The 22058-nt window shown below is 70.5% G+C and carries 24 protein-coding genes; 14 read left to right on the top strand and 10 right to left on the bottom strand.

Annotated features, from left to right (window positions below; genetic code table 11):
* Position 1: 1 nt before the first annotated feature.
* Entirely contained in the window at positions 2-1471 is a 1470-nt protein-coding gene (locus HQK15_RS18960) for a cryptochrome/photolyase family protein (protein ID WP_173489918.1), read from the bottom strand.
* A complete protein-coding gene (locus tag HQK15_RS02880; protein WP_173489917.1) occupies positions 1468-2148 on the bottom strand; it encodes an SGNH/GDSL hydrolase family protein in 681 nt (226 codons plus the stop codon). Before HQK15_RS02880 ends, HQK15_RS18960 begins: the two co-directional genes overlap by 4 nt.
* Positions 2149-2216: 68 nt before the next feature.
* On the opposite strand from HQK15_RS02880, the gene HQK15_RS02875 reads away from it, so the two are divergent.
* From HQK15_RS02875 to HQK15_RS02860, 4 genes are all read left to right on the top strand, one after another.
* On the top strand, positions 2217-2591 hold the full coding sequence (locus HQK15_RS02875; protein ID WP_173489916.1) for a hypothetical protein: 375 nt from the start codon (positions 2217-2219) through the stop codon (positions 2589-2591).
* Entirely contained in the window at positions 2588-3355 is a 768-nt protein-coding gene (gene map, locus HQK15_RS02870; protein ID WP_173489915.1) for a type I methionyl aminopeptidase, read from the top strand. Before HQK15_RS02875 ends, map begins: the two co-directional genes overlap by 4 nt.
* Before the next feature lie 90 nt (positions 3356-3445).
* Complete coding sequence (locus tag HQK15_RS02865; RefSeq protein WP_173489914.1) at positions 3446-5455, top strand: zinc-dependent metalloprotease family protein; 2010 nt, start codon at positions 3446-3448, stop codon at positions 5453-5455.
* A 147-nt stretch (positions 5456-5602) separates the two neighbouring features.
* Entirely contained in the window at positions 5603-6856 is a 1254-nt protein-coding gene (locus HQK15_RS02860; RefSeq protein ID WP_173489913.1) for an HNH endonuclease, read from the top strand.
* A gap of 58 nt (positions 6857-6914) precedes the next feature.
* Here HQK15_RS02860 and HQK15_RS02855 read toward each other — a convergent pair whose 3' ends face one another.
* Positions 6915-7487 (bottom strand): helix-turn-helix domain-containing protein, encoded by a 573-nt coding sequence (locus HQK15_RS02855; protein ID WP_173489912.1) that lies wholly within the window; start codon positions 7485-7487, stop codon positions 6915-6917.
* Positions 7488-7534: 47 nt separating this feature from the next.
* Between HQK15_RS02855 and HQK15_RS02850 the strand changes: the two genes are divergently transcribed.
* A complete protein-coding gene (locus HQK15_RS02850; protein ID WP_173489911.1) occupies positions 7535-8425 on the top strand; it encodes a class I SAM-dependent methyltransferase in 891 nt (296 codons plus the stop codon).
* Positions 8426-8427: 2 nt separating this feature from the next.
* Here HQK15_RS02850 and HQK15_RS02845 read toward each other — a convergent pair whose 3' ends face one another.
* The gene (locus HQK15_RS02845; RefSeq protein WP_173489910.1) at positions 8428-9840 is read right to left on the bottom strand and encodes an amidase; all 1413 of its coding nucleotides are present in this window, start codon (positions 9838-9840) and stop codon (positions 8428-8430) included.
* A gap of 80 nt (positions 9841-9920) precedes the next feature.
* Between HQK15_RS02845 and trhO the strand changes: the two genes are divergently transcribed.
* Positions 9921-10817, top strand: a complete 897-nt coding sequence (gene trhO, locus HQK15_RS02840; protein ID WP_173489909.1) for an oxygen-dependent tRNA uridine(34) hydroxylase TrhO — start codon at positions 9921-9923, stop codon at positions 10815-10817.
* Entirely contained in the window at positions 10814-11185 is a 372-nt protein-coding gene (locus HQK15_RS02835; RefSeq protein ID WP_173489908.1) for a YidH family protein, read from the top strand. Before trhO ends, HQK15_RS02835 begins: the two co-directional genes overlap by 4 nt.
* Before the next feature lie 15 nt (positions 11186-11200).
* On the opposite strand, the gene HQK15_RS02830 is transcribed toward HQK15_RS02835, so the two are convergent.
* Both HQK15_RS02830 and HQK15_RS02825 read right to left on the bottom strand, forming a co-directional pair.
* Positions 11201-11881 carry a TetR/AcrR family transcriptional regulator gene (locus tag HQK15_RS02830; RefSeq protein WP_367649037.1) on the bottom strand — a complete coding sequence of 227 codons (681 nt, stop codon included), beginning with the start codon at positions 11879-11881 and terminating at the stop codon, positions 11201-11203.
* 28 nt (positions 11882-11909) lie between these two features.
* Complete coding sequence (locus HQK15_RS02825; RefSeq protein ID WP_217361326.1) at positions 11910-12323, bottom strand: hypothetical protein; 414 nt, start codon at positions 12321-12323, stop codon at positions 11910-11912.
* A 187-nt stretch (positions 12324-12510) separates the two neighbouring features.
* On the opposite strand from HQK15_RS02825, the gene HQK15_RS02820 reads away from it, so the two are divergent.
* From HQK15_RS02820 to HQK15_RS02805, 4 genes are read left to right on the top strand one after another with little or no spacing between them, the layout of a single operon-like run.
* A complete protein-coding gene (locus tag HQK15_RS02820) occupies positions 12511-12885 on the top strand; it encodes a YciI family protein (protein WP_173489907.1) in 375 nt (124 codons plus the stop codon).
* A 1-nt stretch (position 12886) separates the two neighbouring features.
* A complete protein-coding gene (locus HQK15_RS02815) occupies positions 12887-13252 on the top strand; it encodes a YciI family protein (protein WP_173489906.1) in 366 nt (121 codons plus the stop codon).
* 33 nt (positions 13253-13285) lie between these two features.
* Positions 13286-14551: an RNA polymerase sigma factor gene (locus HQK15_RS02810; protein WP_173489905.1), complete on the top strand. Its 1266-nt coding sequence runs from the start codon at positions 13286-13288 to the stop codon at positions 14549-14551.
* Complete coding sequence (locus HQK15_RS02805; RefSeq protein ID WP_173489904.1) at positions 14548-15102, top strand: TIGR03086 family metal-binding protein; 555 nt, start codon at positions 14548-14550, stop codon at positions 15100-15102. Before HQK15_RS02810 ends, HQK15_RS02805 begins: the two co-directional genes overlap by 4 nt.
* Positions 15103-15135: 33 nt before the next feature.
* Here HQK15_RS02805 and HQK15_RS02800 read toward each other — a convergent pair whose 3' ends face one another.
* The gene (locus tag HQK15_RS02800) at positions 15136-16332 is read right to left on the bottom strand and encodes a winged helix DNA-binding domain-containing protein (RefSeq protein ID WP_173489903.1); all 1197 of its coding nucleotides are present in this window, start codon (positions 16330-16332) and stop codon (positions 15136-15138) included.
* A gap of 141 nt (positions 16333-16473) precedes the next feature.
* Between HQK15_RS02800 and HQK15_RS02795 the strand changes: the two genes are divergently transcribed.
* Positions 16474-17028 (top strand): TetR/AcrR family transcriptional regulator, encoded by a 555-nt coding sequence (locus tag HQK15_RS02795; RefSeq protein ID WP_254450752.1) that lies wholly within the window; start codon positions 16474-16476, stop codon positions 17026-17028.
* 82 nt (positions 17029-17110) lie between these two features.
* A complete protein-coding gene (locus HQK15_RS02790; RefSeq protein ID WP_173489901.1) occupies positions 17111-19342 on the top strand; it encodes an MMPL family transporter in 2232 nt (743 codons plus the stop codon).
* A 144-nt stretch (positions 19343-19486) separates the two neighbouring features.
* Here HQK15_RS02790 and HQK15_RS02785 read toward each other — a convergent pair whose 3' ends face one another.
* Both HQK15_RS02785 and HQK15_RS02780 read right to left on the bottom strand, forming a co-directional pair.
* Positions 19487-19969: a hypothetical protein gene (locus tag HQK15_RS02785; RefSeq protein WP_173489900.1), complete on the bottom strand. Its 483-nt coding sequence runs from the start codon at positions 19967-19969 to the stop codon at positions 19487-19489.
* Positions 19970-19999: 30 nt separating this feature from the next.
* Complete coding sequence (locus HQK15_RS02780; RefSeq protein ID WP_173489899.1) at positions 20000-20629, bottom strand: hypothetical protein; 630 nt, start codon at positions 20627-20629, stop codon at positions 20000-20002.
* 83 nt (positions 20630-20712) lie between these two features.
* Here HQK15_RS02780 and HQK15_RS02775 point away from each other — a divergent pair, with 83 nt between their 5' ends.
* Complete coding sequence (locus tag HQK15_RS02775; RefSeq protein ID WP_173489898.1) at positions 20713-21354, top strand: TetR/AcrR family transcriptional regulator; 642 nt, start codon at positions 20713-20715, stop codon at positions 21352-21354.
* 36 nt (positions 21355-21390) lie between these two features.
* Here the strand turns inward: HQK15_RS02775 and HQK15_RS02770 are convergent, their stop codons facing one another.
* On the bottom strand, positions 21391-21996 hold the full coding sequence (locus HQK15_RS02770) for a hypothetical protein (protein ID WP_173489897.1): 606 nt from the start codon (positions 21994-21996) through the stop codon (positions 21391-21393).
* Positions 21997-22058 lie beyond the last annotated feature (62 nt).

The following is a 22058-nucleotide window of genomic DNA, read 5'->3' as shown; positions in this document are numbered from 1 at the left end:
CTCAGCCGAGCCAGCGGGAGGCGGCGCGGGTGTGCGCCGCCTTCTTCTCCGGCGCCAGGGCGTCGTACATCCGCGGCATCATCGCGCCGCGGTGGTTGCCCGCGAACACGTCGCGGTGGTCGCGCACGAACGTCCAGTAGAGGCCGTCCCAGTCGTCGGTCCAGTCGCCCTTCGGCAGGTCCGACATCTTGCGCAGGTAGTTGCTGCCCGAGACGTACGGCTTGGTCGTGATGGCGTCGCCGGCGGCGAACTGGCTCATGGCGTAGACGTTCGGCACCATGACCCAGTCGTAGGCGTCGACGTACATCTCCATGAACCACTCGTGGACCGCACCGGGCTCGGTGCGCAGCAGGCACATCGCGTTGCCGGCGACCATGAGCCGCTCGATGTGGTGGCTGTAGCCGTGCTCGAGCACGCGCTCGATGACGAGGTCGACGGGCGGCAGTCCGGTCGAGGCGGTCCACCAGCCGTCGTCCAGCGGACGGGTGTGGTGCAGGTGGTTGCTGGTCCGCATGCGGCGGCCCCAGAGCACGTACGTCGCGCGCATGTACTCCCGCCAGCCGATGACCTGGCGCACGAACCCCTCCAGCGACGGCAGGTCGACGTCGTCGGACGCCTCGAGCGCTCGGGCGACGACGTCGGCGGGTGACAGCAGCCCGATGTTGAGGCCCGGCGTGATGACGGAGTGGAACAGGAACGGGTGCTGAGCGCTGATCGCGTCCTCGTAGGGGCCGAACTGGGCGAACCGGTCCGTGAGGAACTCCTCGAAGGCCGTCTCGGCCTCGTCGTGCGAGGTCGGCCAGCGGAACGACGCCGCCGAGCCGGGGTTGTCGGGGAACTCCTTGCCGACCCAGGCGATCGCCTCCTCGACGTCGCGGTGGCGCTCGGGCCACGAGACGTCGGGAACGGGGTGGCCTCGAGGCAGCTTCTTGCGGTTCTCGGTGTCGTACGACCACTGCCCCCCGACCGGCTGGCCGTTGTCGACGAGGACGTCGAGCCGCCGGCGCTGCCAGGCGTAGAAGTGCTGCATGCGGGCCGGGTGGTCACCGAACCATGTGGTCAGCTCGTCGCGGGTCGTGAGGAAGTTGGGGGAGTCGATGACCTCGGTGTCAGCGGGGTCCAGACCGGCTCCGGCGAGGGCGCGGCGGGCGTCCCGCGCCAGCCAGTCGTCGACGACGTCGAACACCGAGACACGAGTCGGGCGCAGCCGCTCGAGCAGGGACGTCAGCCGGCCGAGCGTCGAGGCGTCGGCGCTCGTCTCGACGACCTCGACGTCGTACGACGCGTCCCGCAGCCGGGTCGCGAAGCGCCGCATCGAGGCGCGGTGCAGGACGAGCTTCTGGGTGTGGAAGCGGTACTGCCGGAAGAACAGGTCGTCCTCGACCATCACGAAGACCGTCCCCGCAGGCGCGTCGAGGTGCTCGACGAACAGCTGGTGGGGGTAGACGAGCCGGACGTGCCGATCGCTCACGCGCCGACCGCCTCACGCATGATCGCCGCCATGCCGGCATATCCGGCGTCGTTGGGGTGGAAGTGGTCGGGCGACAGCTTGCCCCGCCACGACCCCATCCGCGGGTCGCGGAACTCCGCGAGGCGGATGCGTCCGTCCGCGGCGGCCTCCTCGAGCTGGCGGTTGAACTCGACCGATCCGGCGCGCGCGCCCGGCTGGGTGCCGATCACGGTGCCGCGGGGCAGCCGTCGCAGCAGCTCGGCGAGGTGGCGGGGCAGGTCGGGGCGCAGCCGGCGCGAGATGAGGTCGTTGCTGCCGATGATGACCGTCACGAGATCGGGCTCGGCCCCCAACGACTCCATCGCCGGGACCTGGCGCTCGAGCAGGTCGGTGACCCGTCCACCGTTGACCGACAGGTTGACCAGCCGGTGCTCCGGCAGCGACTCGGCGAGCTGGCCCACCCAGCCGCGGTCGTACGCGCTCGCGCCGATGCCCTGCGCCATCGAGTCGCCCATCGCGACCCACAGCGGCCCGGACGCCGCGGCGGCGTCGCGGTTGTGGCGCTGCCACGCCTCGGCGTAGGGGACGACGTGGGTCTGCACCTCGCGGACGCCGCGCAGGACGCGCGCCGCGAGCCCGATCACCGGACCCGTGGGGCGACCACTGAGGTTGGAGTAGTCGAAGCTCGTTCCGGTCACACATCCAGTGAATCAGGATCTTCCACGTCCCGCGTAGGCTGACGGGTGACTTCGGAGGAGATGACGACGTGAAGAACGCACGGACATTCGTGGTGACAGGTGTCGCCGAGGGGGTGGTCGTCGCGATCTACGTGCTCGACCGGTTCGCCGACCTCGACCTCGGCTCGATCGCCACGATCCTGCGCATCGTGCTGGTCGTCGCCGCGGCGGTCGTCGCGGTCGTCGCCTATCACGCGTGGTCGCAGCGCAGCTCGGTCCACACGATCTGCGCGATGCTGCTCGGCCTGCTCGGCGGCGCGTCGCTGGTCTCCGCGGTGAGCACAGCGAAGGGCGACGAGGTCTACGGCAGTGGCGCGATGGCGCTGGTCGGCACCGTGGCCGTGATGCTCGCGGTCGTCGTCGGTCAGATCGCTGCCACCCGTCCCCAGGAGGATGTCCGATGATCGAGCTGCTCACGCCCACCCAGCTCGACGAGATGCGGCCCGCCGGCCGGTTCGTCGCCTCGGTGCTGACTGCCCTCGCAGAGGCGGCCGACGTCGGCGTCGACCTGCTCGACCTCGACGCCCTCGCCCACGACATGATCCGCGCGGAGGGTGCCGAGTCCTGCTACATCGACTACCACCCCTCGTTCGGTGCGATGCCCTTCGGCAAGGTGCTGTGCACGTCGGTCAACGACGCGGTGCTGCACGGCCTGCCGCACCGCTACAAGCTGCGCGACGGTGACCTGGCGAGCTTCGACTTCGCGGTGTCGGTCGACGGCTGGGTCTGCGACTCGGCCGTGAGCGTCGTGGTCGGCACGCCGCGCGAGGAGGACCTCCGCCTGATCGACCACGCCCAGGAGGCGCTCGACGCCGCGATCGCCGTGGCGCGCCCCGGCAACCGCATCGGCGACATCTCCGCCGCGATCGGTGCGGTCGGTCGCTCGCACGGGCTCAAGATCAACACGCAGTTCGGCGGCCACGGCGTCGGGCGCACGATGCACGGCGACCCGCACGTCCCCAACGACGGCAAGGCCGGCCGCGGCCTCCCGCTCAAGCCGGGACTCGTCATCGCGATCGAGCCGTGGTTCCTGCACACGACCGACGAGATCCGCATGGACGAGGACGGCTGGACGATCCGCAGCGCCGACGGCTCGCGCGGCGCGCACGTCGAGCACACGATCGCGATCACCGACGGTGACCCGATCGTCATGACCGCGCGCGGCTGACAGCCGGCGAATCGGCGATTTCCGCCCCAGCCGACCGAGGGGGGATCTAGGCTGGGGCGACGGCGCGCGCGAGGGAGACGAGCGCGCCGGGTGGATGAGGGAGACATCGCCATGAGCCTGTTCCGTGCTGCCGCGACCTTGGCCGCGGCGACGATGGTCGTCGCCGTCGCGATGACCGATCCGGCCCGCGCGGTGACGCAGCCGACCACGGTCGCCGTCGACGGGACGCTCCAGGTCATCGCGATCGACTCGTTCGGCGACCGACCCCGCGCGGACCACCTCTACACGCTGGTCACGGACGACGGCGCGACGATCCCGATCGACCTGGACGGTGACGTCGCCGCGAACAGCCGGTTCAGCGGCGAGCTGGTGGTCGCGGGCGACGTCGCCTCGGCCCTGGACGCCGCGGACCTGCTGCCGCGCACCGGCACCACGATCGCCGAGGACACGCGCGCCGGACGGGTCGCGGTCGCAGCCGCGGCCGACCAGGAGGCGCCGCTGACCGTCGCCGACGTGACCGTCGCGCCCGTGACGAGCGCGACCGTCCCGGCGCCCGCCGCGCACCGGGCGTACGTCGCGAAGATGACGGACCAGGGCTCGGTCGACGGCACCAACGCCGACATCGGCGCCCGGGTCGACGCCATGCTGGCCTACTGGACGACCGAGTCCGGCGGCGCGATCACGTCGTTCACGCGGCAGGGCGCGATCCTCGACTACGACTCGGCCGCCAACGTCCCGACCTCCAACGGGTGCGGCATGAAGACGCCGAGCACGATGTGGAGCGATGCCGCCGGGCTCTTCCCCGGGGTCAGCTTCAGCGATCCCGGCAACCACCTGATCGTGCTGGTGGGCGATGAGTGCGGCAACAGCGGCCCGGCGGGCGTCGCGCGGGTCGGCGAATCGATCGCGGACGGTGGGCCGAGCACGCTCACGTACGACCCGGAGACCTTCGCGTCGACGGGCGCCCACGAGCTCGGGCACAACTTCGGTCTGGGTCATGCCAACCTCCACGACTGCCCGTCCGTCGACATCTGCGAGTACTGGGACCTCTACAGCCCGATGGGGCTGGCGATCGGCGGAGCGACCTGGACGCCGCCGGCGCTCGGGACGCTCTTCCGCAGCCAGCTCGGGCTCACGTCGTCGGCGGAGGTCACCACCGTCGGTGCGGGCGGGGCCCGGGTCGAGCAGACGTACGCTCTGGCGCCGCGCGGCTCTTCCTCGGGCACGCGGAGCCTGCTGGTGACGGACCCGGCAACGGGCACGACCTACTCGGTCGACTACCGGTCACGCACCGCCCGCGACGCCGGCACCTTCTACGGCAACACCAACGGATACGACTTCGGTGGCGCCTATCCGGCCTATCCCACGGGCGTCGTCATCGAGCGGCATGACGGTGGAGGCGAGACCCACCTGATCACGCGCACGGTGGCAGGTCGTCAGACCGGGGCGTTCGCGGCAGGGAGCACCTTCTCGCCGAGCGCCGACCTCAGCATCGCCGTGGGGTCGACCGGAGCGACAGCGTCGGTCACGGTGACGGTGGGGGCGGAGCCCGCCCCGCCCGCGGTGGCCTCGTCCGTGCCGACCATCTCCGGGTCGGCAACGGTGGGCAGGACCGTCACCGCGGTGCCCGGCACGTGGACGTCCGGCTCGACCTTCGCCTATGCCTGGAAGGCCGGCGGCGTCCCGATCGCGGCGGGGTCCGGCGGGACGAGCAAGACCCTGACCGTGCCCGCCTCGGCCGCCGGCCGGCAGCTGACCGTCGCCGTCACCGGGTCGGCTCCGGGCTTCAGCTCAGTCACGCGGACGTCTGCGGGTGTCGTCGTCGCCCGCGGCACGTTGACCACCGTGAAGCCGCGGATCAGCGGGACGGTCAAGGTCGGCAGGACCCTGACGGTCACCCGCGGCACCTGGACGCCGACCCCCTCCCTGACCCAGCGGTGGTACGCCGACGGAGCACGGATCTCGGGCGCGACGGGCAGGACGTTCAAGCTCACGACGAAGCAACGGGGCAAGCGGATCACGGTGAAGGTCACCGGCAGGAAGACCGGCTACTCGACGGCGTCACGCACCTCTGCGCGGACGTCCAGGGTCGCGAGGTAGCCGGCTGGGACCGGCTGCCCGGTCTCTCAGGAGAGGTCGTCGTCCCCGTCTTGCGCGGAGGTCCGATGGTCGAAATGCATCATGATTGCAGGGTTTTTGTGGGCAAAGGATCTTGTACTCGAACACCTGTTCGAGTAGTGTGGAGTCATGAATCCGCAGCCGACGATCGAGGCGATGCGCACTGCTGCGCGGGTCCTGTCGTCCGGTGACGTGCGGGAGAAGCTTCACGCCCTTCAAGAGGTCCAGGACGCTGTTGATGCGGCGAAGTCGATGTTGCTGGCCGAGCTGCAGGCGTCGAAGGAGTTCGAGCTCGATGGTGCGTCGACCCTGAATGCGTGGGTCCGTAACCAGCTGCGGTTGAAGCCCGGCCAGGCCAGCATCTTGGTCAGGAACGTTCAGGTGTTGGGTGACTTGTCGTTGGTGGCTGAGGCTGCTCTGGCGGGCAAGATGTCCGCGGCTCATGTGGCGGTGTTCGCCTACGGTTTGCGGCACATCGGGTTGGAGTCGATGCGCGAGTTCGAGGCCGAGTTCGTCGAGGTCGCGTTGGCGCGTGCGCCGGGGGACTTGTTCGAGGCGGTCAAGCATCTGCAGGACGTCCTGCATCCAGAGGACCTGGACGAGAAGTACCTCGCTGGTATGGAGAAGGAGGACTTCTCCATCGATGCCCTGCCGGACGGTTTCCATGTGACCGGTTTCTTGAACACCGTCACCGGGTCGAAGCTGAAGAAGGCCATCGACGCGTTGTCGGCTCCGAAGGACGCTGACGACAAGCGCACGGGTGCCGAGCGGCGGGTCCAGGCGGTCGATGACCTTGCCTCTGCGTTCCTCGGTTCGGGACTACCGGCCGACAAGGGCGTCAAGCCCCACATGTCGGTCTTCGTCGACGCTGAAACGCTCGCTGCCGCGGCCGAGCACGTGGAGCAGACGACCAAGAAGCCCTATCTGAATCCGCCGGTCATGCCGGCGACCGAGCCCGCTGTGCTGGCCGGCCACGGTGCGATCGGCCCACAGCTGTTGATGATGCTGACCTGCATGGCCGCCGTGACGCCGATCGTGATGAAGGACGGCCAAGCCGTCCAGTCACAGATCCTCAACGTCGGCACGGCCATGTACTCGCCCAACCTGCGGCAGCGCAAGGGCGTGATCGCCCGCCAGAGGGGCGAGTGCGCTGCGCCCGGGTGCAAGCAGACCCATCTGGAGATTCACCACTCCGTGTGGTGGTCCATGGGTGGCCCGACCGACATCGACCTGCTCGTCGGTCTCTGCACCCGCTGCCACCACTTGGTGCACCGCAACCTTCTGCGGATCAGTGGGGACGCCGTCGCCGGGTTCGTGTTCACGACCCGCGACGGCAGACGCCTACGGCGTCGACGACGAACCGGCTACCGCCGAGCCGCCTGACCAGCCACCCGTTCCCCTGGTCCGGCGGCCCACCGGCACGCGCACTCGCGCCTGTGTGTCATGGGTGCAGGTGACTCCGCTCTCCGTCGGGGTCGAGGATGGCGATGATCTCCGCGGGACCCCCGTCGGCGCCGAACGCGTGCGGCACCATGGTCGAGAACTCGGCTGCCTGACCGGCCTCCACCCGGATGGCACGCTCGCCGAGCAGCAGGATCACGGTGCCCGACACCACGGTGAACCAGTCGTGCCCCGGGTGCACCGGAAGGGTGCCGTCCTTGCCGCGACGAGGCGGCTGGGTGAGCAGGATCCGCGACACCTTGAGCCCGCTCGGCGACTGGTCGCGGGTCAGCTGCCACGTGGTCATGCCGCGGGCCTCGTCACGATGGGGGCGGATCACGACGTCACGGTCGTCCTCCGGCTCGACGAGGTGGTCGATCGACGTGCCGAGCACGCGGGCGATCGTGGCGAGCTGGTCGAGCCCGATCCGTCGATGGCCCGTCTCCATCCGGCTGAGCGTCGATGCGCTGAAGAAGCAGCGCTCCGCCATCTCGTCGAGTGACCATCCACGCGTGACACGCAGCGCTCGGATGCGCTGGCGGACCAGCTGGTCGATGTCGCTGTCTTGCGTCATGCGCAAGACCCTATGCTCTCGACGCACGACCTGCCTAGTCTCGGATCATGGACCAACACCGTGATGACCACACGCACGACGACCAGCACGACCACCAGCACGACGACCAGCACGACCACCAGCACAGCCCGGGCCTCGCCGACCTGCTCGACCTCGATGCCGAGGTCTTCACCGAGCAGACCGCTGCCGTGCACCGCGACATCGAGCGGCTCGCCGACGCGCCGGTCCGCACGATCCTCGACCTGGGAGCCGGCACCGGCGTCGGTACGTTCGGGCTGCTCCAGCACTTCCCTGACGCTCGGGCGGTGGCCGTCGATGCCTCTGCCGACATGCTGGAGCACCTCCTCGGCCGCGCCGGTCACCTCGGCCTCTCGGGGCGCATCACGACGGAGCAGGCCGACCTCGACCAGGCGGTGCCGTCCGTCGATGCGGTCGATCTCGCGTGGGCCTCGGCGTCGCTGCACCACCTCGCCGATCCCGATGCCACGTTGGCCCAGCTAGCCACGAGGGTCCGGCCGGGTGGTCTCCTGGCCGTGCTCGAGATGAGCGCCTTCCCGCGCTTCGTTCCCGACGAGGCCCCGGGTGGCGCAGCGGAGGCCAGGGTCCACGAGCTGATGGCGGCTGCCCGCGCGATCGATCTGCCGACGATGGGCAGCGACTGGGCGCGGCGCCTGACCCGGACCGGGTGGTCGGTCGAGGAGGACCGCGCCATCGTGCTCGAGCCGGCTGCGTCGGTGTCGCCGGTGATCGGCCGCTACGCCGCGGCGTCGTTGACCCGCCTGCGCGATGCGATGGGTGACCGCCTGGGAGCCGATGATCGCGCGGCTCTCGGCGCCCTCGTCGACGGAGGTCCGACCGACGTCCGGCGCCGCGACGACATCCACGTCCGAGGTGAGCGCCGGCTCCTGATCGCCCGGCGATCGCGCGAGGACGTCTGACGTCAGTCGAAGCCCGGAGGGCGGCGATCCGCCCACGGTGCAGCGGCCTCGACCTGCGCGCAGAGGCTGAACAGCAGGCCGTCGTCGCCGGGGTGCGTCGCCAGCATGACGCCGACGGGCAGCCCGGCGTCGGTCCAGTGCAGCGGCAGCGAGGCTGCCGGCTGCCCGCTCATGTTGTAGAGCGCCGTGTAGGGCGTGTAGAGCAGCTCGCGGTGGTGGTCCTCAGCCGGGTCGCCCGACTCGTTGAACCACGCGACCGGTTGCGGGGGCAGGGCGAGCGTCGGGGTGAGGAACGCGTCGTACGCCTGCAGGCCCGTGATCGCGTCGCGGGTCGTGGCCTCGACGAACTGCATGGCGCGGGCCAGGTCGACGGCCGACTGGCGGCCGCCGCGTTCGCGCCAGTAGCGGGTGTTGGCGCGCAGGACCGGATCGGCCTCGGGCGGGATCGGAGCGCCGGCCATGCCGCTCGACCAGATGATGTTGAACTGGGGCTCGAGCTCCTGGGGAAACGGGTTGGCGACGTCGACGACATCATGCCCCAGCGACTCCAGCAGCGCGCTCGCGCGTTCCCAGGCGGCCACGGCGTCGGGACCCGGCTCGATGCCGTGGAGGTGGGTGCCCGACCACCTCGCGATCCGGAGGCGGCGAGGTTCGCGCGCGACCCGCTTGACGAACGGGATGTCCGGGTCGGGCAGCGGGCGCATGTCGCCGGGCATCGGGTGGGCGATGACGTCGAGGAGCGCGGCGGCGTCCCGGACCGTACGACTCAGCGGCCCGTCGACGGCGAGACCGCTCCAGTCCGACCCCGTGGGTCCCACGCTGACCCGACCGCGGCTCGGCTTGAACCCGAAGATCCCGCACGAGCTGGCCGGGATGCGGATCGACCCGCCGCCGTCGCTGCCCTGGGCGAGCGGCACGAGCCCGGCGGCCACGGCGGCGGCCGCTCCTCCGCTCGATCCGCCCGCGTTCCGGGAGGTGTCCCACGGCGTCCGTGCCGGGCCGATGACGTCGTTGTCGGTGTAGGACGAGAGCCCGAACTCGGGGGTGTTGGTCTTGCCGAGGCTGATGAACCCCGCGCGCTGCACGAGGTCGACGAGGTAGGCGTTGACCGTCGGGACGACACCCTGCATCGCCACCGACCCCATCGACGTCGGCACGCCCGCCGTGAGGGTCAGGTCCTTGAACGCGGTCGGGACGCCGGTGAACGGGGGTGCTCCACCGGCGGCGATCGCCGTGTCCGCCTCGGCTGCGGCGTCGAGGGCCCGGTCGGCGGTGACGGTGATGAACGCCCCGAGGGCCGCCGAGTGACGGTCGATCCGCTCGAGGTGGTGGCGGACCAGCTCGACGGAGGAGACCTCCCGCGCCCGCAGCGCGGCGGCCTGGTCGGTGGCGTCCAGCTCGTGCAGCTCGCTCATGCGCACGACGATAGACGCACGGTGCAGGCAGCGACGCCCGTGTGACCTGGGACGTCGTCGCGACGCCCTAGAATCAGGGTGTGGCAACCCCCAAGGTCCTCCTCTTCTACGGCTTCGCGCCGTTGGCGGACCCCGATGCGATCCGGCTGTGGCAGCGGGCCCTGTGCGAGTCGCTCGACATCCGTGGACGCATCATCGTCTCGACGACCGGCATCAACGCGACGCTGGGCGGCGACGTCGTCCAGCTGAAGAAGTACGTCAAGGGCACCCGCGCCTATGCGCCGTTCAAGGACATCGACTTCAAGTGGAGCGAGGGGCGCGCCCGCGACGACGGCACCACCGCCGACTTTCCGCGGCTGAGCGTCCGGGTGCGCGACGAGCTCGTCACCTTCGGGGCGCCCGACGAGCTCGAGATCGCCGACGACGGCACCGTCGTCGACGGCGGCACCCACCTCTCGCCGCAGCAGCTGCACGACCTGGTCGCGCAGAAGGACGTCGTGTTCTTCGACGGACGCAACCAGATCGAGTCCGACATCGGGCACTTCGCCGGCGCCGTGCGCCCGCCCGTCGAGACGACCCGCGAGTTCATCGCCGCGCTCGACAGCGGCGCCTACGACCATCTCAAGGACCAGCCGGTCGTGACCTACTGCACCGGCGGCATCCGTTGCGAGGTGCTGACCCCGCTCATGAAGAAGCGTGGGTTCCAGGAGGTCTACCAGCTCGACGGCGGCATCGCGACGTACGGCGAGGCCTTCGGCGACGACGGCCTGTGGCAGGGATCGCTCTACGTCTTCGACGACCGCATCACGATGGACTTCTCCGACCACACGGCGCTGGTCGGCGCGTGCGACGCGTGCGGCGCCGGCACCAACCGCGTGGCCGACTGCGGCGACGTGGCCTGCGTTCGCCAGATGGTGCGCTGCGGCGGCTGCCTCGACCGCGACCCGATGTGTGACCGTCACGCGGTGGCGGTGTGACTGACTCACGGTTCCCGCGCCGGGTCTTCGGAGAGGGCGGGGAGCCCGATGTCCGGTTCACCCTGGCCAACGAGCGCACGTTCCTTGCCTGGGTGCGCACCTCGCTCGCCCTGCTGGCAGGTGCGGTCGCGGTGCACGCCTCGGCGGTCGATCTCGACGAGTGGGTCAAGCTGGTGTCGTCGCTGGTGCTGCTGGGCGCCGCCGCCCTGACGATCGGTCAGGCGTGGAGTCGGTGGCACCGGGTCGAGCTGGCGATCCGCACGGGCCGCCCGCTTCCGGGGTTCGCGGGGCCGGCGATGCTCGCGGGCATCCTCGGCCTGCTCATCGCGGCGTTCGCGGTCGGCGTCGTGATCGTGGCCCTGCGCTAGGTCCGCCGCCGGACGCTACGGCTTCGGCTTGATGGTCCGCACCAGACCCACGACGTCGTCGACGAGTCCACGCACACCGGGCAGGCGGGTCAGCCGCAGCGCCCGGTCGATCAGCGGCACGGCCTGACGCACGAGCAGGCGGGTGCGCTGCTGGCCGTCGCTGGTGTCGTGCACCCAGAACAGGACGACCCCCATCTGGGCGAGCCACAGCAGCTCGGGCAGCTCTGCCCTCAGCGCTTTCGCGAGCTTGAGGTCGGAGCCGTCGATGACCTCGCGGTGCAGGTCGATCGCGGCGAGCCGGGTGGCCTCGGACTCGCTGCTGAAAGGCGACAGCGGGCTGGTCGGCTCGGCGGCCGTCTTGAAGAACTTGCCGGCGAACTCGTGATAGGGCTCGGCGACGTCGACCCACGCCAGGAGCACGGCCCCGAGCCGCTCGGAGAACGTCGTCGTGCCGGCAAGGGCGGCGGCGGCAGCCTCGGCGTGCTCGGCGTTGATCCGGTCGTAGTAGGCCTGGATCAGGTGTTCCTTGGACGAGAAGTAGTAGTAGGCGTTGCCGATCGAGACGCCGGCCTCGTCGGCGATGGCCCGCATCGTGGCCTTCTCGTAGCCGTTGGTCCGAAAGAGCCGCATCGCCGCGTCGATGATCGACTGCCGGGTCTGCTCGGCCTTGGGCGAGCGAGGCGGGGTGTCGGGCACGGTGCTCAATCTAGCCTCCGTCCCCGACTCAGCGCTGCGGCTGGGCCGGGTACTGGCCGTAGGGGTAGGGGGCGGGTCCCTGGGCGCGGTGGGCCTCGAGGCGGCCCTTGCGGCGCATCGACGTGAACACCATGACGTTGACGAAGTGGATGGCGCCGAGCACGAGCATCACGGTGCCGATCTTGATGCTGAGCTGCTCGAAGAGGCCGGTGAGGTCTGCCACCTCGCCGCCGCTGCGCAGGTAGAGCATCACGAAGCCGAGGTTGAGCAGGTAGAAGCCGACGACGAGCAGGGTGTTGACGGCCTCGGCGAGCCCGTCCTCGCCCCGGAAGACGTCGGCGAGGAAGACCCTTCCGTTGCGGGAGAGGGTCGTGGCCACCCAGATGGTGATGGGGACGGCGATCAGCAGATAGGCGATGTAGGCGCCCACGGTCCAGGTCATGAGGTGCTCCTTCTTGAACGTGTTCAACTCCTGGTTCGACCGTAGCGCAATAATTGAACATGTTCAAGAATGGGTGCAGCGAGAGGTTCTTGAGATTTTCTCGGGTCGTGTGTCGAGAACGGTTGCTGCGGATCGACGTGGGGGTGAAGGCTGGCCGGAGCGGCCCGCCACCGACCCAGGAGAGATCATGCGATTCCTCAGCTACATCGAGTCAGACCCCGCCCAGCCGTGGGGTCCGCCCCCGCCTGCGCTGTTCGAGGCCATCGGCGCCTTCGGCGAGGAGATGGCGCGCCTCGGCGTCGTCGTCGACCAGGGCGGACTCGCCCCGATCGAGCACAGCCCCCACGTCCGCGTGTCCGGCGGACGGCTGACCATCACCGACGGACCGTTCGCGGAGGCCAAGGAGGTCATCGGCGGCTACGGGATGTACGAGTGCCGCTCGGTCGAGGAGGCTGTCGAGCACTCCCGACGCTTCATGCAGATCCACCTCGACACGTGGCCGGGCTTCGAGGGCACCAGCGTCGTCCGCCAGGTCTTCGGCCCCGACGACTTCGAGGCCTGAGATGCGATTCCTGCTGCTGGTGCACGATCCGGGCGAGGGCGACGCCGGAGGACCGCCCGAGTCGCTGTTCGCGGCGATGACCGAGCTCCGCGCCGACACGACCGACGGTGAGATCGTCGGCGACGGCGGTCTGCTGCCGCGCGAGCCGGGCGCGCTCGTCCGCACCGAGGGCGGACGGGTGTCGGTGCTCGACGGGCCGTTCGCGGAGGCGAAGGAGGTCATCGGCGGCTTCTTCATCGTCGAGTCCCCGTCGCCCGAGGCCATGGCACGGTGGACCCGTGCGTTCGTCGAGATGCACGCCGTCCACTGGTCCGGGCTGGCCTTCACCGCCGAGGTGCGTCAGATCGCCGAGGGTCCCAACGGGTGACGTCCGTCGGGTGGTGGTGGTTGGATCGGACTCATGTCCGAGGCCGACCTCCACCGCTCGATCGAGGCGGTGTGGCGCATCGAGTCGACCCGCCTCGTCGCGGCGCTCGTGCGGATCACCCGCGACGTCGCCCTGGCCGAGGACCTGGCCCAGGACGCGCTCGAGGCGGCGCTGTCTCAGTGGGCGCGCGACGGCATCCCGGCCAACCCCGCCGCGTGGCTGATGGCTGTGGCGAAGCGGCGGGCGATCGACGGGTTCCGCCGCCGCGAGCGTCAGGACCGGGCCTATGCCGAGGTCGCCGAGCGGAGAGGGGCGGACGTCGTGGACGGCATCGAGTCAGCGATCGACCACGTCGACGACGACGTCCTGCGCCTGATGTTCATCTGCTGTCACCCGTCGCTCGGCTCCGACGCGCAGGTCTCGTTGACGCTGCGGCTCCTGGCTGGCCTGACGGCTCGCGAGATCGCGCGATCGTTCCTGACCTCTGAGTCGACCGTCGCCGCGCGCATCACCCGCGCCAAGAAGACGCTCGCCCGGGTCGAGGCGCCGATGGAGGAGCCGTCGCCCGACGAGCGCGCCGAGCGGCTCACCGGCGTCCTCCGGGTCGTCTACCTGCTGTTCAACGAGGGCTACTCGGCAACGGCCGGGGACGACCTGCTGCGGCCGGGCCTGTGCGACGAGGCGATCCGTCTGGGTCGGGTCCTCGCCGCTCTGGTGCCGGGTGACCCGGAGGTGCTCGGGCTGGTGGCGCTGATGGATCTGCAGCACTCCCGGGCCGCGGCCCGCACCGATGCTGAAGGTGCGCCGGTGCTGCTGCCCGACCAGGACCGCACGCGCTGGGACGGGCTGCTGGTCCGCCGTGGCCTCGCAGCCCTCGACAGGGCGAGCGCCGTGCCGGGGTCGCCCGGGCCGTACGTCCTGCAGGCCGAGATCGCCGCCTGTCACTCCCGGGCGCGTGTCGCGGAGGCGACCGACTGGGCCCGTGTCGCGACGCTCTACGAGTCCCTCGCCGTGCTCACCGGATCGGCGGTCGTCGAGCTCAACCGGGCCGTCGCGGTGTCGAAGGCTGCAGGCCCGGCCGCCGGCCTGGCACTGGTCGATCAGCTCATCGACCTGCCGGAGCTCTCGGGCTATCACCTGCTCCCGAGCGTCCGAGGAGATCTCCTCGCTCAGCTCGGACGCGTCGACGAGGCTCGCGGCGAGCTCGCGCGTGCTGCGACGATGACCGACAACCAGCAGGAGCGGACGTTCCTGCTGGGCCGCGCCGCCGACCTCGACAATGAAGGACCCCGCCCATGACCTCACCGGCCGATCACCACCGTGTCGTCGCAGCGAACTTCACCGACCGGGTCGCAGGCACCGCCGACTGGGACGCGCCCGCCCCCGTCGACGGCTGGACGGCGCGCGACGTCGTGGACCACCTGGTGACCTGGCTGCCGGGGTTCCTCGCCGGTGGTGGAGTCGCCCTGCCCCCGGGGCCTGTCGTCGCCGACGACCCGGTGGCCGCGTGGCACCACCATGCCGACGCGGTCCAGGCGCTGCTCGAGTCGCCCCGCGCGTCCGAGGAGTTCACCCATCCGCACGCTGGCACGCAGGTGCTCGGCCAGGCGGTCGACAGCTTCTACGTCGCCGACGTCTTCATGCACACGTGGGACCTGGCGCGGGCGACCGGCCAGGACGACACGCTCGACGCCGGCTTCTGCGAGGCCCTGCTGTCGGGGATGACGCCGATCGAGGAGCTGCTGCGGGGCTCCGGCCAGTACGGCCCCGCCGTTGCGGTGCCCGACGGGGCGCCGGTGCAGGACCGTCTGCTCGGCTTCATCGGCCGCGACCCTGCCTGGCGACCCTGACCGGCGCCGCCGATCGTGGCCGCAGCGGGTCGTTCACTGTCGGCCGGTCGTGCGGCCCAGCAGCTCCTTCTCCAGGGGTGAGTAGCCCCGGGCCCGGGCGGTGAGGCGGACGTCGCCGAGCTGCCCGACGAGGCGCTCGGCACAGGCATCGAAGGCCGTCGCGGCCTCGGCGCCGACGTCGTCGAGCAGCCTGATGCTGATCTCGCCGCTCGGCTGGTGCGCCCAGCCACCGACGATGCGGCCGTCCCACCACGCCGTGGGGCTGGCATTGCCGTTGACGTCGAACAGCGCCGTGCCGTGGTCGCCGAGATACCAGTCGCGCTGCTTCCAGCCCATCGTCGTCGGGTCGAGCGCGGGCAGCAGCGCGGCCCACGGCTCGACGGGCGGTGTCGGCTCGAGGTCGTCGGGCAGGACGACGCCGGTGCCGCCGTCGAGCGGGACCTCGACGGCGCCCGATGCCGCGAGAGCCCGACGGGTGCGGGTCTTGGTCCAGCGCGTCCACCAGGTGAGGTCGTCGGGGAGTGCCGGACCGAACCGGGCGAGCCACAGCCGTGCGAGCGCCGCCTCGGCCTCGAGCGGGTCGACCGTCGCTGACGCGCCGGGTGACCACAGGTCGAGCGTCGACCAGCGGAACTGGCTCGACGTCCACGATCCGCGCGGACGGGTGCGCACGACGCGCCCCTCGGCCGACAGCATCGTGAGCAGCCGGCTGGCGACCTTCTGCGTCGTCTCGTTGCGGGTGCCGGCCGCCAGCACCAGGGGCGTGGCGAGGCGCTCGTCGGCTGCTGCGAGCTCGGTCGACGTGACCTCGCCCTCCGACCGTACGTGGTCGACCGCGACCCGAGCGACGGCCTCGAGCCAGGTCGCCGGGTCGTCGATCCCGCTGGCTGCGAGCTGCAGGTGCAGCTTGCGGCGCTCCTCGCGAGCCACGTCGTCGGCGGCACCGGCCAGGACCACCGGCACGTTGACGGCCGGGACGGCGAACACGGTGCGCCGCATCGCCAGCACCCGCACGATGCTGCGGTCGTCGTAGAGCGCCCGCTCGACCTCGGCGACGTGGACGCCCTCGGTGCGCGCCCACGCGGCGAGGAAGGTCGATGCCGGGTCGGTGCCGTGCAGGCCCACCACCGATGCCGCGGCGGCCACGACGTCGCCGTCACGGGTGCCGGGGGCGAGGCGGTGGCGGGTGCCGAGCCGGCGCCGCCGTTCGTCGTCGTCGAGGTGGCGCATGCCGTGAGGCTAGCGGCGGGTGCTGACATCGACAGACACGCGCGGTGACGGACGTCACTCGGGGACGATTGCGGACGGGCGGAACAGCGGGCTAATATCGAAACGAAACAGTTTCGTACGCTAGGAGAGCCCGTGAGCAGGATGTCCGCCGAGAGGCTGCAGGAGTTCTATCTCGGCACGCTCCGGCTCGTGGCCGAGCGTGGCTACGACAACGTCACGATGGACCAGGTCGCCGAGGCGACCCGGTCGAGCAAGGCGACCCTCTACCGCCAGTGGGGCAGCAAGTCCGCCCTCGTGGTCGAGGCGATGAAGTGTGTCGGCGACCACGAGCAGGAACCGCCCGACACCGGGACCCTGCGCGGCGACCTGATGGCGATCATCGACCGCTCCGAGGAGCACGACAAGGACGCGGACCTGATCGCCGCGATCATGCACGCGATCCGTCAGGATGACGAGCTCGCGGCGGCCGTGCGCGACCAGATCCTCGAGCCGGGGCGTGAGCGCATCCGGTCGGTCATCGCGCGTGCGGTCGACCGGGGCGAGGTCGCCGCGGACTGCCCGGCCCTGCCGTTCGTCGATTACGTCTTCATCGCGCCGGTCGTGCTGCATCACCTGCTCGAGGGGGAGGAGCCGTCTGCGGACTTCCTCCGCCGCTACTTCGACGGCGCGCTCCTGCCCGCCCTCGGCATCCACTGACCTGCATCACCGACCCGCACCACCTGGCCCACCACCAGACCGCACCACCGCCCCAACTGACACTTCTCGAGGGAGAAAACACATGGCTTGGCACCTCTATCGACTCGGACGGTGGTCCTTTCGCCACCGCCGGATCGTCGTCTCGTTCTGGATCGCCCTGCTGATCCTCATGGGCGTCGGATCGGCGACGCTGTCGGGCAAGACGTCCGACCAGTTCAGCCTGCCGGGCATCGAGTCGACCAAGGCGTTCGACCTGATCCAGGAGCGCACCGACACCGCCGCCGACGGCGCCACGGCCCGCCTCGTCTTCCAGGCGCCCGACGGCACGAAGCTCAGCGACCCCACGAACCAGAAGGCGATCGACACCGCCCTGGCCGAGGTCGACTCGGCGAACGTCCAGACACCGGCCGCCCAGCGCGTGCTGGCGCAGACGTCGGAGGACGGCACGATCGGCTACGCCGCGATCCAGTACAGCAAGACGTCCGTCGAGCTGACCGACGCCGACCGGACCGCCCTCGAGGATGCTGCGGCGGACGCCGAGAAGGCCGGCCTCACGGTCGCCATCGGTGGCGACGCCCTGCAGGAGATCCCCGAGACCGGCACGACCGAGCTGCTCGGCATCGCCGTCGCGATCATCGTCCTGATCATCACGTTCGGCTCCCTGCTGGTGGCCGGCATGCCGCTGCTGACGGCGCTGATCGGTGTCGGCATCGGCGTCACGTCGATCACGACGCTCACCGGCTTCGTCGACCTCGGCTCGACCACGCCGATCCTGGCCACGATGCTCGGCCTGGCGGTCGGCATCGACTACGCGCTGTTCATCGTGTCGCGCTACCGGCACGAGGTGCAGACCGGCAAGTCGTACGAGGAGGCTGCCGGTCGGGCCGTCGGCACGGCAGGCTCTGCCGTCATCTTCGCCGGACTCACGGTCATCATCGCGCTGGCCGGTCTCTCGGTCGTCAACATCTCGTTCCTGACCGAGATGGGTCTGGCCGCGGCCGGCACCGTCGCGGTGGCCGTGCTCATCGCGCTGACGATGCTCCCCGCGCTGTTCGGCTTCGCCGGCCGCCGCGTCACCTCCGGCAAGCTGCCGTTCCTCAAGGCGCGCGACCCCGAGGCGCGTGACGGCAAGCGCACGCTGGGACGCCGCTGGGCCGACTTCGTGACCAAGAACAAGGTCGTGACGTTCGTGAGCGGTCTCGTGGTGGCCGGCGTCATCGCGATCCCCGTCGCGTCGATGCAGCTGGCGCTGCCCGACGACGGCACGGCGCCCGACGGCACCGGCCCGCGCGTCGCCTACGACCTGATCGCCGAGGGCTTCGGCGCGGGTGCCAACGGCCCCCTCCTCGTCGTCGTCGACACCCAGGGCGTGGACGGCACGGAGGTTAAGGTCGCCGCGGTCAACGCCGCGGTCGACAAGGTCGAGTCGGTCAAGAAGGACGTGGCCGCTGTTGCCTCGCCGGTGCCCACCGACGCGGCGCAGCTCGCCGACTTCGAGAAGCAGCTCGCGCAGACCGACATCGCGACGATCAACGTCACTCCCCGCAGCGGTCCGTCCGACGCGGACACCCAGGCGCTCGTCGACGACATCCGTCAGGCCGTCGCCGGTGGAGAGGCCGACGTGCTGGTGACGGGTCAGACCGCGCTGGGCGTCGACATCTCTGAGAGCCTCGCGACGGCGTTCCCCAAGTACCTGCTCGTCGTGGTCGGCTTCGCGTTCATCCTGCTGACGGTCGTCTTCCGCTCGATCCTGGTGCCGCTCAAGGCCGTGCTGGGCTTCCTGCTCTCGGTCGGCGTCTCGCTCGGCGCGACGGTCGCGGTCTTCCAGTGGGGCTGGCTGGCCGAGCTGATCGGCATCGACAAGTCGGGGCCCGTGCTGTTCATGCTGCCGCTGCTGCTGACGGGCATCCTGTTCGGCCTGGCGATGGACTACGAGGTGTTCCTCGTCTCCCGCATGCGCGAGGAGTTCGTCCACGGCACCCCGGCGGGCGAGGCGGTCGTCAACGGCTTCCAGTACGGCGCGCGTGTCGTCACAGCTGCTGCCGTCATCATGATCGGTGTCTTCGCGAGCTTCGCGCTCGGCGACGAGGTCACGATCAAGTCGATCGGCTTCGGCCTCGCGGTCGGCATCCTGGCCGACGCGTTCCTGGTCCGCATGACGCTGGTCCCGGCCTTCATGGCCCTGCTCGGTGACAAGATGTGGTGGCTGCCGCGCTGGCTCGACAAGGCGCTGCCCAACCTCGACATCGAGGGTGAGTCGCTCGCCGCCCACGACCGGGCGCAGGAGCAGAAGGAGCCGGTGCCGGTCGCCTGACGTCACCCGACGGGGGACGGATCTTGAGACATAGGTGTCGCCGGAGTGGCCGAATGTCTCAGGGTCCGTCCCCTTCGTGGTGAACGGTGAGACATCGGAGTTGCTGGGGCGGCCGGATGTCTCAGGATCCGTGCCCCGGGCGGGTCAGTCCTCGGTGTACTCGGCGAGATCGCCCTGTGACTCACGGATGTAGGTGCGCTGCATCTTGACGTCCAGCTCGGCGACCATGTGCGCGATGATCGCTGCGATGAAGTCGTTGACCTGACCGCGCAGGTGCGCCGTCACCTCCGGCTGCACGTCGGACAGCGCGACGGGCAGCTGGCGGTCGGAGTCCGAGCGCGTGACGACGAACGCGGGGTCCGTCCCACCGCCGGCGACGGGCCACACCGCGACCCGCATCTGCTCGCTGACACCCTGGTGGTCACGCGCGGTGGCGACGACGCTGACGGTGACGCAGCCCGACGCGGGCATGACCATCCCCTCGGGCGCGACGTGCGACCCGTCGTCGTCCGTGTCGGCGACGATGTCGGCCAGGTGGGCGATCTCGCGGCTGATCTGGTGGTCGGTCGTCTCCCAGAGCAGGGCGAGGATCGAGCGTGCGAGGTCGTCGGTCGTGGGGTCGCTCATGGCCCCACACTAGGCCCCGTCGGTGCGGGCCTACTGGCCGAACGGGGGAAGCAGCACCGGCCCGGTCTTCTGGTCGAGGTTCGCGACGGACTTCTCCATGCGCTGGATGCTGTCGAGCAGGGGCTGCACGAGGTCGACCAGGGACGCCAGGGTCGCGGCCGACTCGTTGAGCCGGCGCAGCTCGTCGGGGAGGGGCTCGGCGGACGTCGCGAGCTGCTCCAGCGGGTCGCCGAGCGCCTGCAGGCCCTGCAGGGTCGACCTCAGGTCATCCACCTGGGCGGCGACGCCGGCGAGCTCAGCGGCATTGCGGTTGAGGGGCGCGACGCTCTTCTGCAGACCCTCGACGTCGGTGTGCAGGCGGTCGGCCTGGGCGAGCAGCTTGTCGAGCTGCGGCGTCAGCTCGGGGATCTGCTTGAGGGCCTTGAGCGCCGGCGGCGTGACGTCGGCGACGTTCGCGTCGATCCGCTCGACCTGCTCGAGGGTGGCGGGGGCGCCGTCGACCACCGAGGTGGCGGTGGGGATCGAGTCGCTCGCGTCGGCCAGACGAGGCAGCGCGGGCATCACGATCGCGAGGGCGACCAGCATGAGGCCGAGGACGGCGACGAGCAGGACGGCGATGAGCCGCGGGACCCACGCGGGCAGGGCGGTGGAGGTCGTCATCGGGGTCTCCTGATCTCGAAGTATGTGTGACCCAATGTATACGTTACGTAGCGTTACATCTAATCGACGACTAGGGTGCGGGGATGACCTCCCGCGCCTCCGCCGAGACCGACGGCCGCACGGCACGCTGGGCCGGGCATCGCGATCGTCGGCGAGCGGCGTTCGTCGAGGCGGCCGTCGCCGTCATCGACGAGGTGGGTCCGGGTGCGTCGGTCGAGCAGATCGCGGCCGCGGCCGGCGTCACGCGGCAGGTGCTCTATCGCCAGTTCGACGGGCGTGGAGACCTCGACGAGGCGGTCGTCGAGCACGCCGCGACGCTCGTCTACGAACGGGTCATGACTGATCTCGACGGTGACGACGACATCGTCGCGGTGCTGCGGCGGGTGCTCGACGGCTACCTCGACTTCATCGACGAGCACCGCTCGCTCTACTGGTTCACCCGGTCCCACGAGTCGGAGCGCGCGGAGTCGCAGGCCGTCGACCAGGTCAAGGACCGCCTCGCCCAGGTCGCGATCGCGATGGCCGAGGAGCTGCTCGACCAGCGTGGCCTGACGGCGCCGGTGCCGCTCGACACCGTGTTCGCGGTGGGGCTGATCGGCATGGTCGACGCCTCGGTCTCGCGCTGGCTGGTCCGGCCGGGCACGACCTCGCGTGCGCAGCTGGTCGACGGGCTCGTGCTGATGCTCACCGGAGCCATCGACGCGGTCATACCGCCGGTCGCCTGAGTCGCGCGCGACTCAGGCGACCGGGTCAGGCACGGGTCAGGAGGCCCACTTCCAGGTGGCCAGGACCGACGCGGCGGTCTCGTCGCGGTCGGCCTCGGAGACGTCGGGGCTGTAGGAGAACGTGACGACGTACGAGACGCCGTCGTGGATCGCGTTGTACTGCTCGGTCAGGTAGCTCGCGCCCTGCTGGGTGAGCGACGACGCGATGTGGACGGCCTCGTCGCCGTCGATCTCGCTGCGGTCGCGGATCGTGACGTCCTCGGCTCCGACGCCCTCGAGCTCCTTGACGAGCGCCGTCTCGAGCGGGTCGAGGTCCTCGAGCGGGGCGGGGTCGAGGCGCACGACGTTGACGTTGTCGGCGAAGCCGTCGGAGTCTGACAGGTTGGCGACGAAGACGTCGGACTGCTCGGTGCCGGGGATGGTCTTGGACGGCTTCTCCCAGCCGTCGGGCGCGTTGAAGGCGTAGCCGTCGCCGCTGATCTCGTCGCCGGTGGCCGGGTCGACGTCGCTCTGCGGGGCCGAGCTGGTGGCGTCGTCGCTGCCGCCGTCCGAGCTCCCGCCGCTGTCGCTGCCCCCGCAACCGCTGAGGGTCAGGGTGACGAGGATGGTCAGGGCGGCCGCGCGGCGGGAAAGGGTACGCATGACGTCGAAACTATCCTGAAAAGTTGCTGAGGGAGGAATTTGGGAGCTTCCTGCAAGGTTGA

The sequence above is a fragment of the Aeromicrobium stalagmiti genome, from assembly GCF_013283745.1.
GTDB lineage: Bacteria > Actinomycetota > Actinomycetes > Propionibacteriales > Nocardioidaceae > Aeromicrobium > Aeromicrobium stalagmiti.
This window is presented reverse-complemented; position numbering and strand designations above follow the sequence as displayed.

Bases quoted from the DNA above. Each gene is read 5' to 3' on its own strand.
- map (WP_173489915.1), top strand. From the start codon at position 2,588: ATGATCGAGCTGCTCACGCCCACCCAGCTCGACGAGATGCGGCCCGCC.
- HQK15_RS02860 (WP_173489913.1), top strand. From the start codon at position 5,603: ATGAATCCGCAGCCGACGATCGAGGCGATGCGCACTGCTGCGCGGGTC.
- HQK15_RS02855 (WP_173489912.1), bottom strand. From the start codon at position 7,487: ATGACGCAAGACAGCGACATCGACCAGCTGGTCCGCCAGCGCATCCGA.
- HQK15_RS02850 (WP_173489911.1), top strand. From the start codon at position 7,535: ATGGACCAACACCGTGATGACCACACGCACGACGACCAGCACGACCAC.
- HQK15_RS02845 (WP_173489910.1), bottom strand. From the start codon at position 9,840: ATGAGCGAGCTGCACGAGCTGGACGCCACCGACCAGGCCGCCGCGCTG.
- HQK15_RS02825 (WP_217361326.1), bottom strand. From the start codon at position 12,323: ATGACCTGGACCGTGGGCGCCTACATCGCCTATCTGCTGATCGCCGTC.
- HQK15_RS02820 (WP_173489907.1), top strand. From the start codon at position 12,511: ATGCGATTCCTCAGCTACATCGAGTCAGACCCCGCCCAGCCGTGGGGT.
- HQK15_RS02815 (WP_173489906.1), top strand. From the start codon at position 12,887: ATGCGATTCCTGCTGCTGGTGCACGATCCGGGCGAGGGCGACGCCGGA.
- HQK15_RS02810 (WP_173489905.1), top strand. From the start codon at position 13,286: ATGTCCGAGGCCGACCTCCACCGCTCGATCGAGGCGGTGTGGCGCATC.
- HQK15_RS02805 (WP_173489904.1), top strand. From the start codon at position 14,548: ATGACCTCACCGGCCGATCACCACCGTGTCGTCGCAGCGAACTTCACC.
- HQK15_RS02800 (WP_173489903.1), bottom strand. From the start codon at position 16,332: ATGCGCCACCTCGACGACGACGAACGGCGGCGCCGGCTCGGCACCCGC.
- HQK15_RS02795 (WP_254450752.1), top strand. From the start codon at position 16,474: ATGTCCGCCGAGAGGCTGCAGGAGTTCTATCTCGGCACGCTCCGGCTC.
- HQK15_RS02790 (WP_173489901.1), top strand. From the start codon at position 17,111: ATGGCTTGGCACCTCTATCGACTCGGACGGTGGTCCTTTCGCCACCGC.
- HQK15_RS02785 (WP_173489900.1), bottom strand. From the start codon at position 19,969: ATGAGCGACCCCACGACCGACGACCTCGCACGCTCGATCCTCGCCCTG.
- HQK15_RS02780 (WP_173489899.1), bottom strand. From the start codon at position 20,629: ATGACGACCTCCACCGCCCTGCCCGCGTGGGTCCCGCGGCTCATCGCC.
- HQK15_RS02775 (WP_173489898.1), top strand. From the start codon at position 20,713: ATGACCTCCCGCGCCTCCGCCGAGACCGACGGCCGCACGGCACGCTGG.
- HQK15_RS02770 (WP_173489897.1), bottom strand. From the start codon at position 21,996: ATGCGTACCCTTTCCCGCCGCGCGGCCGCCCTGACCATCCTCGTCACC.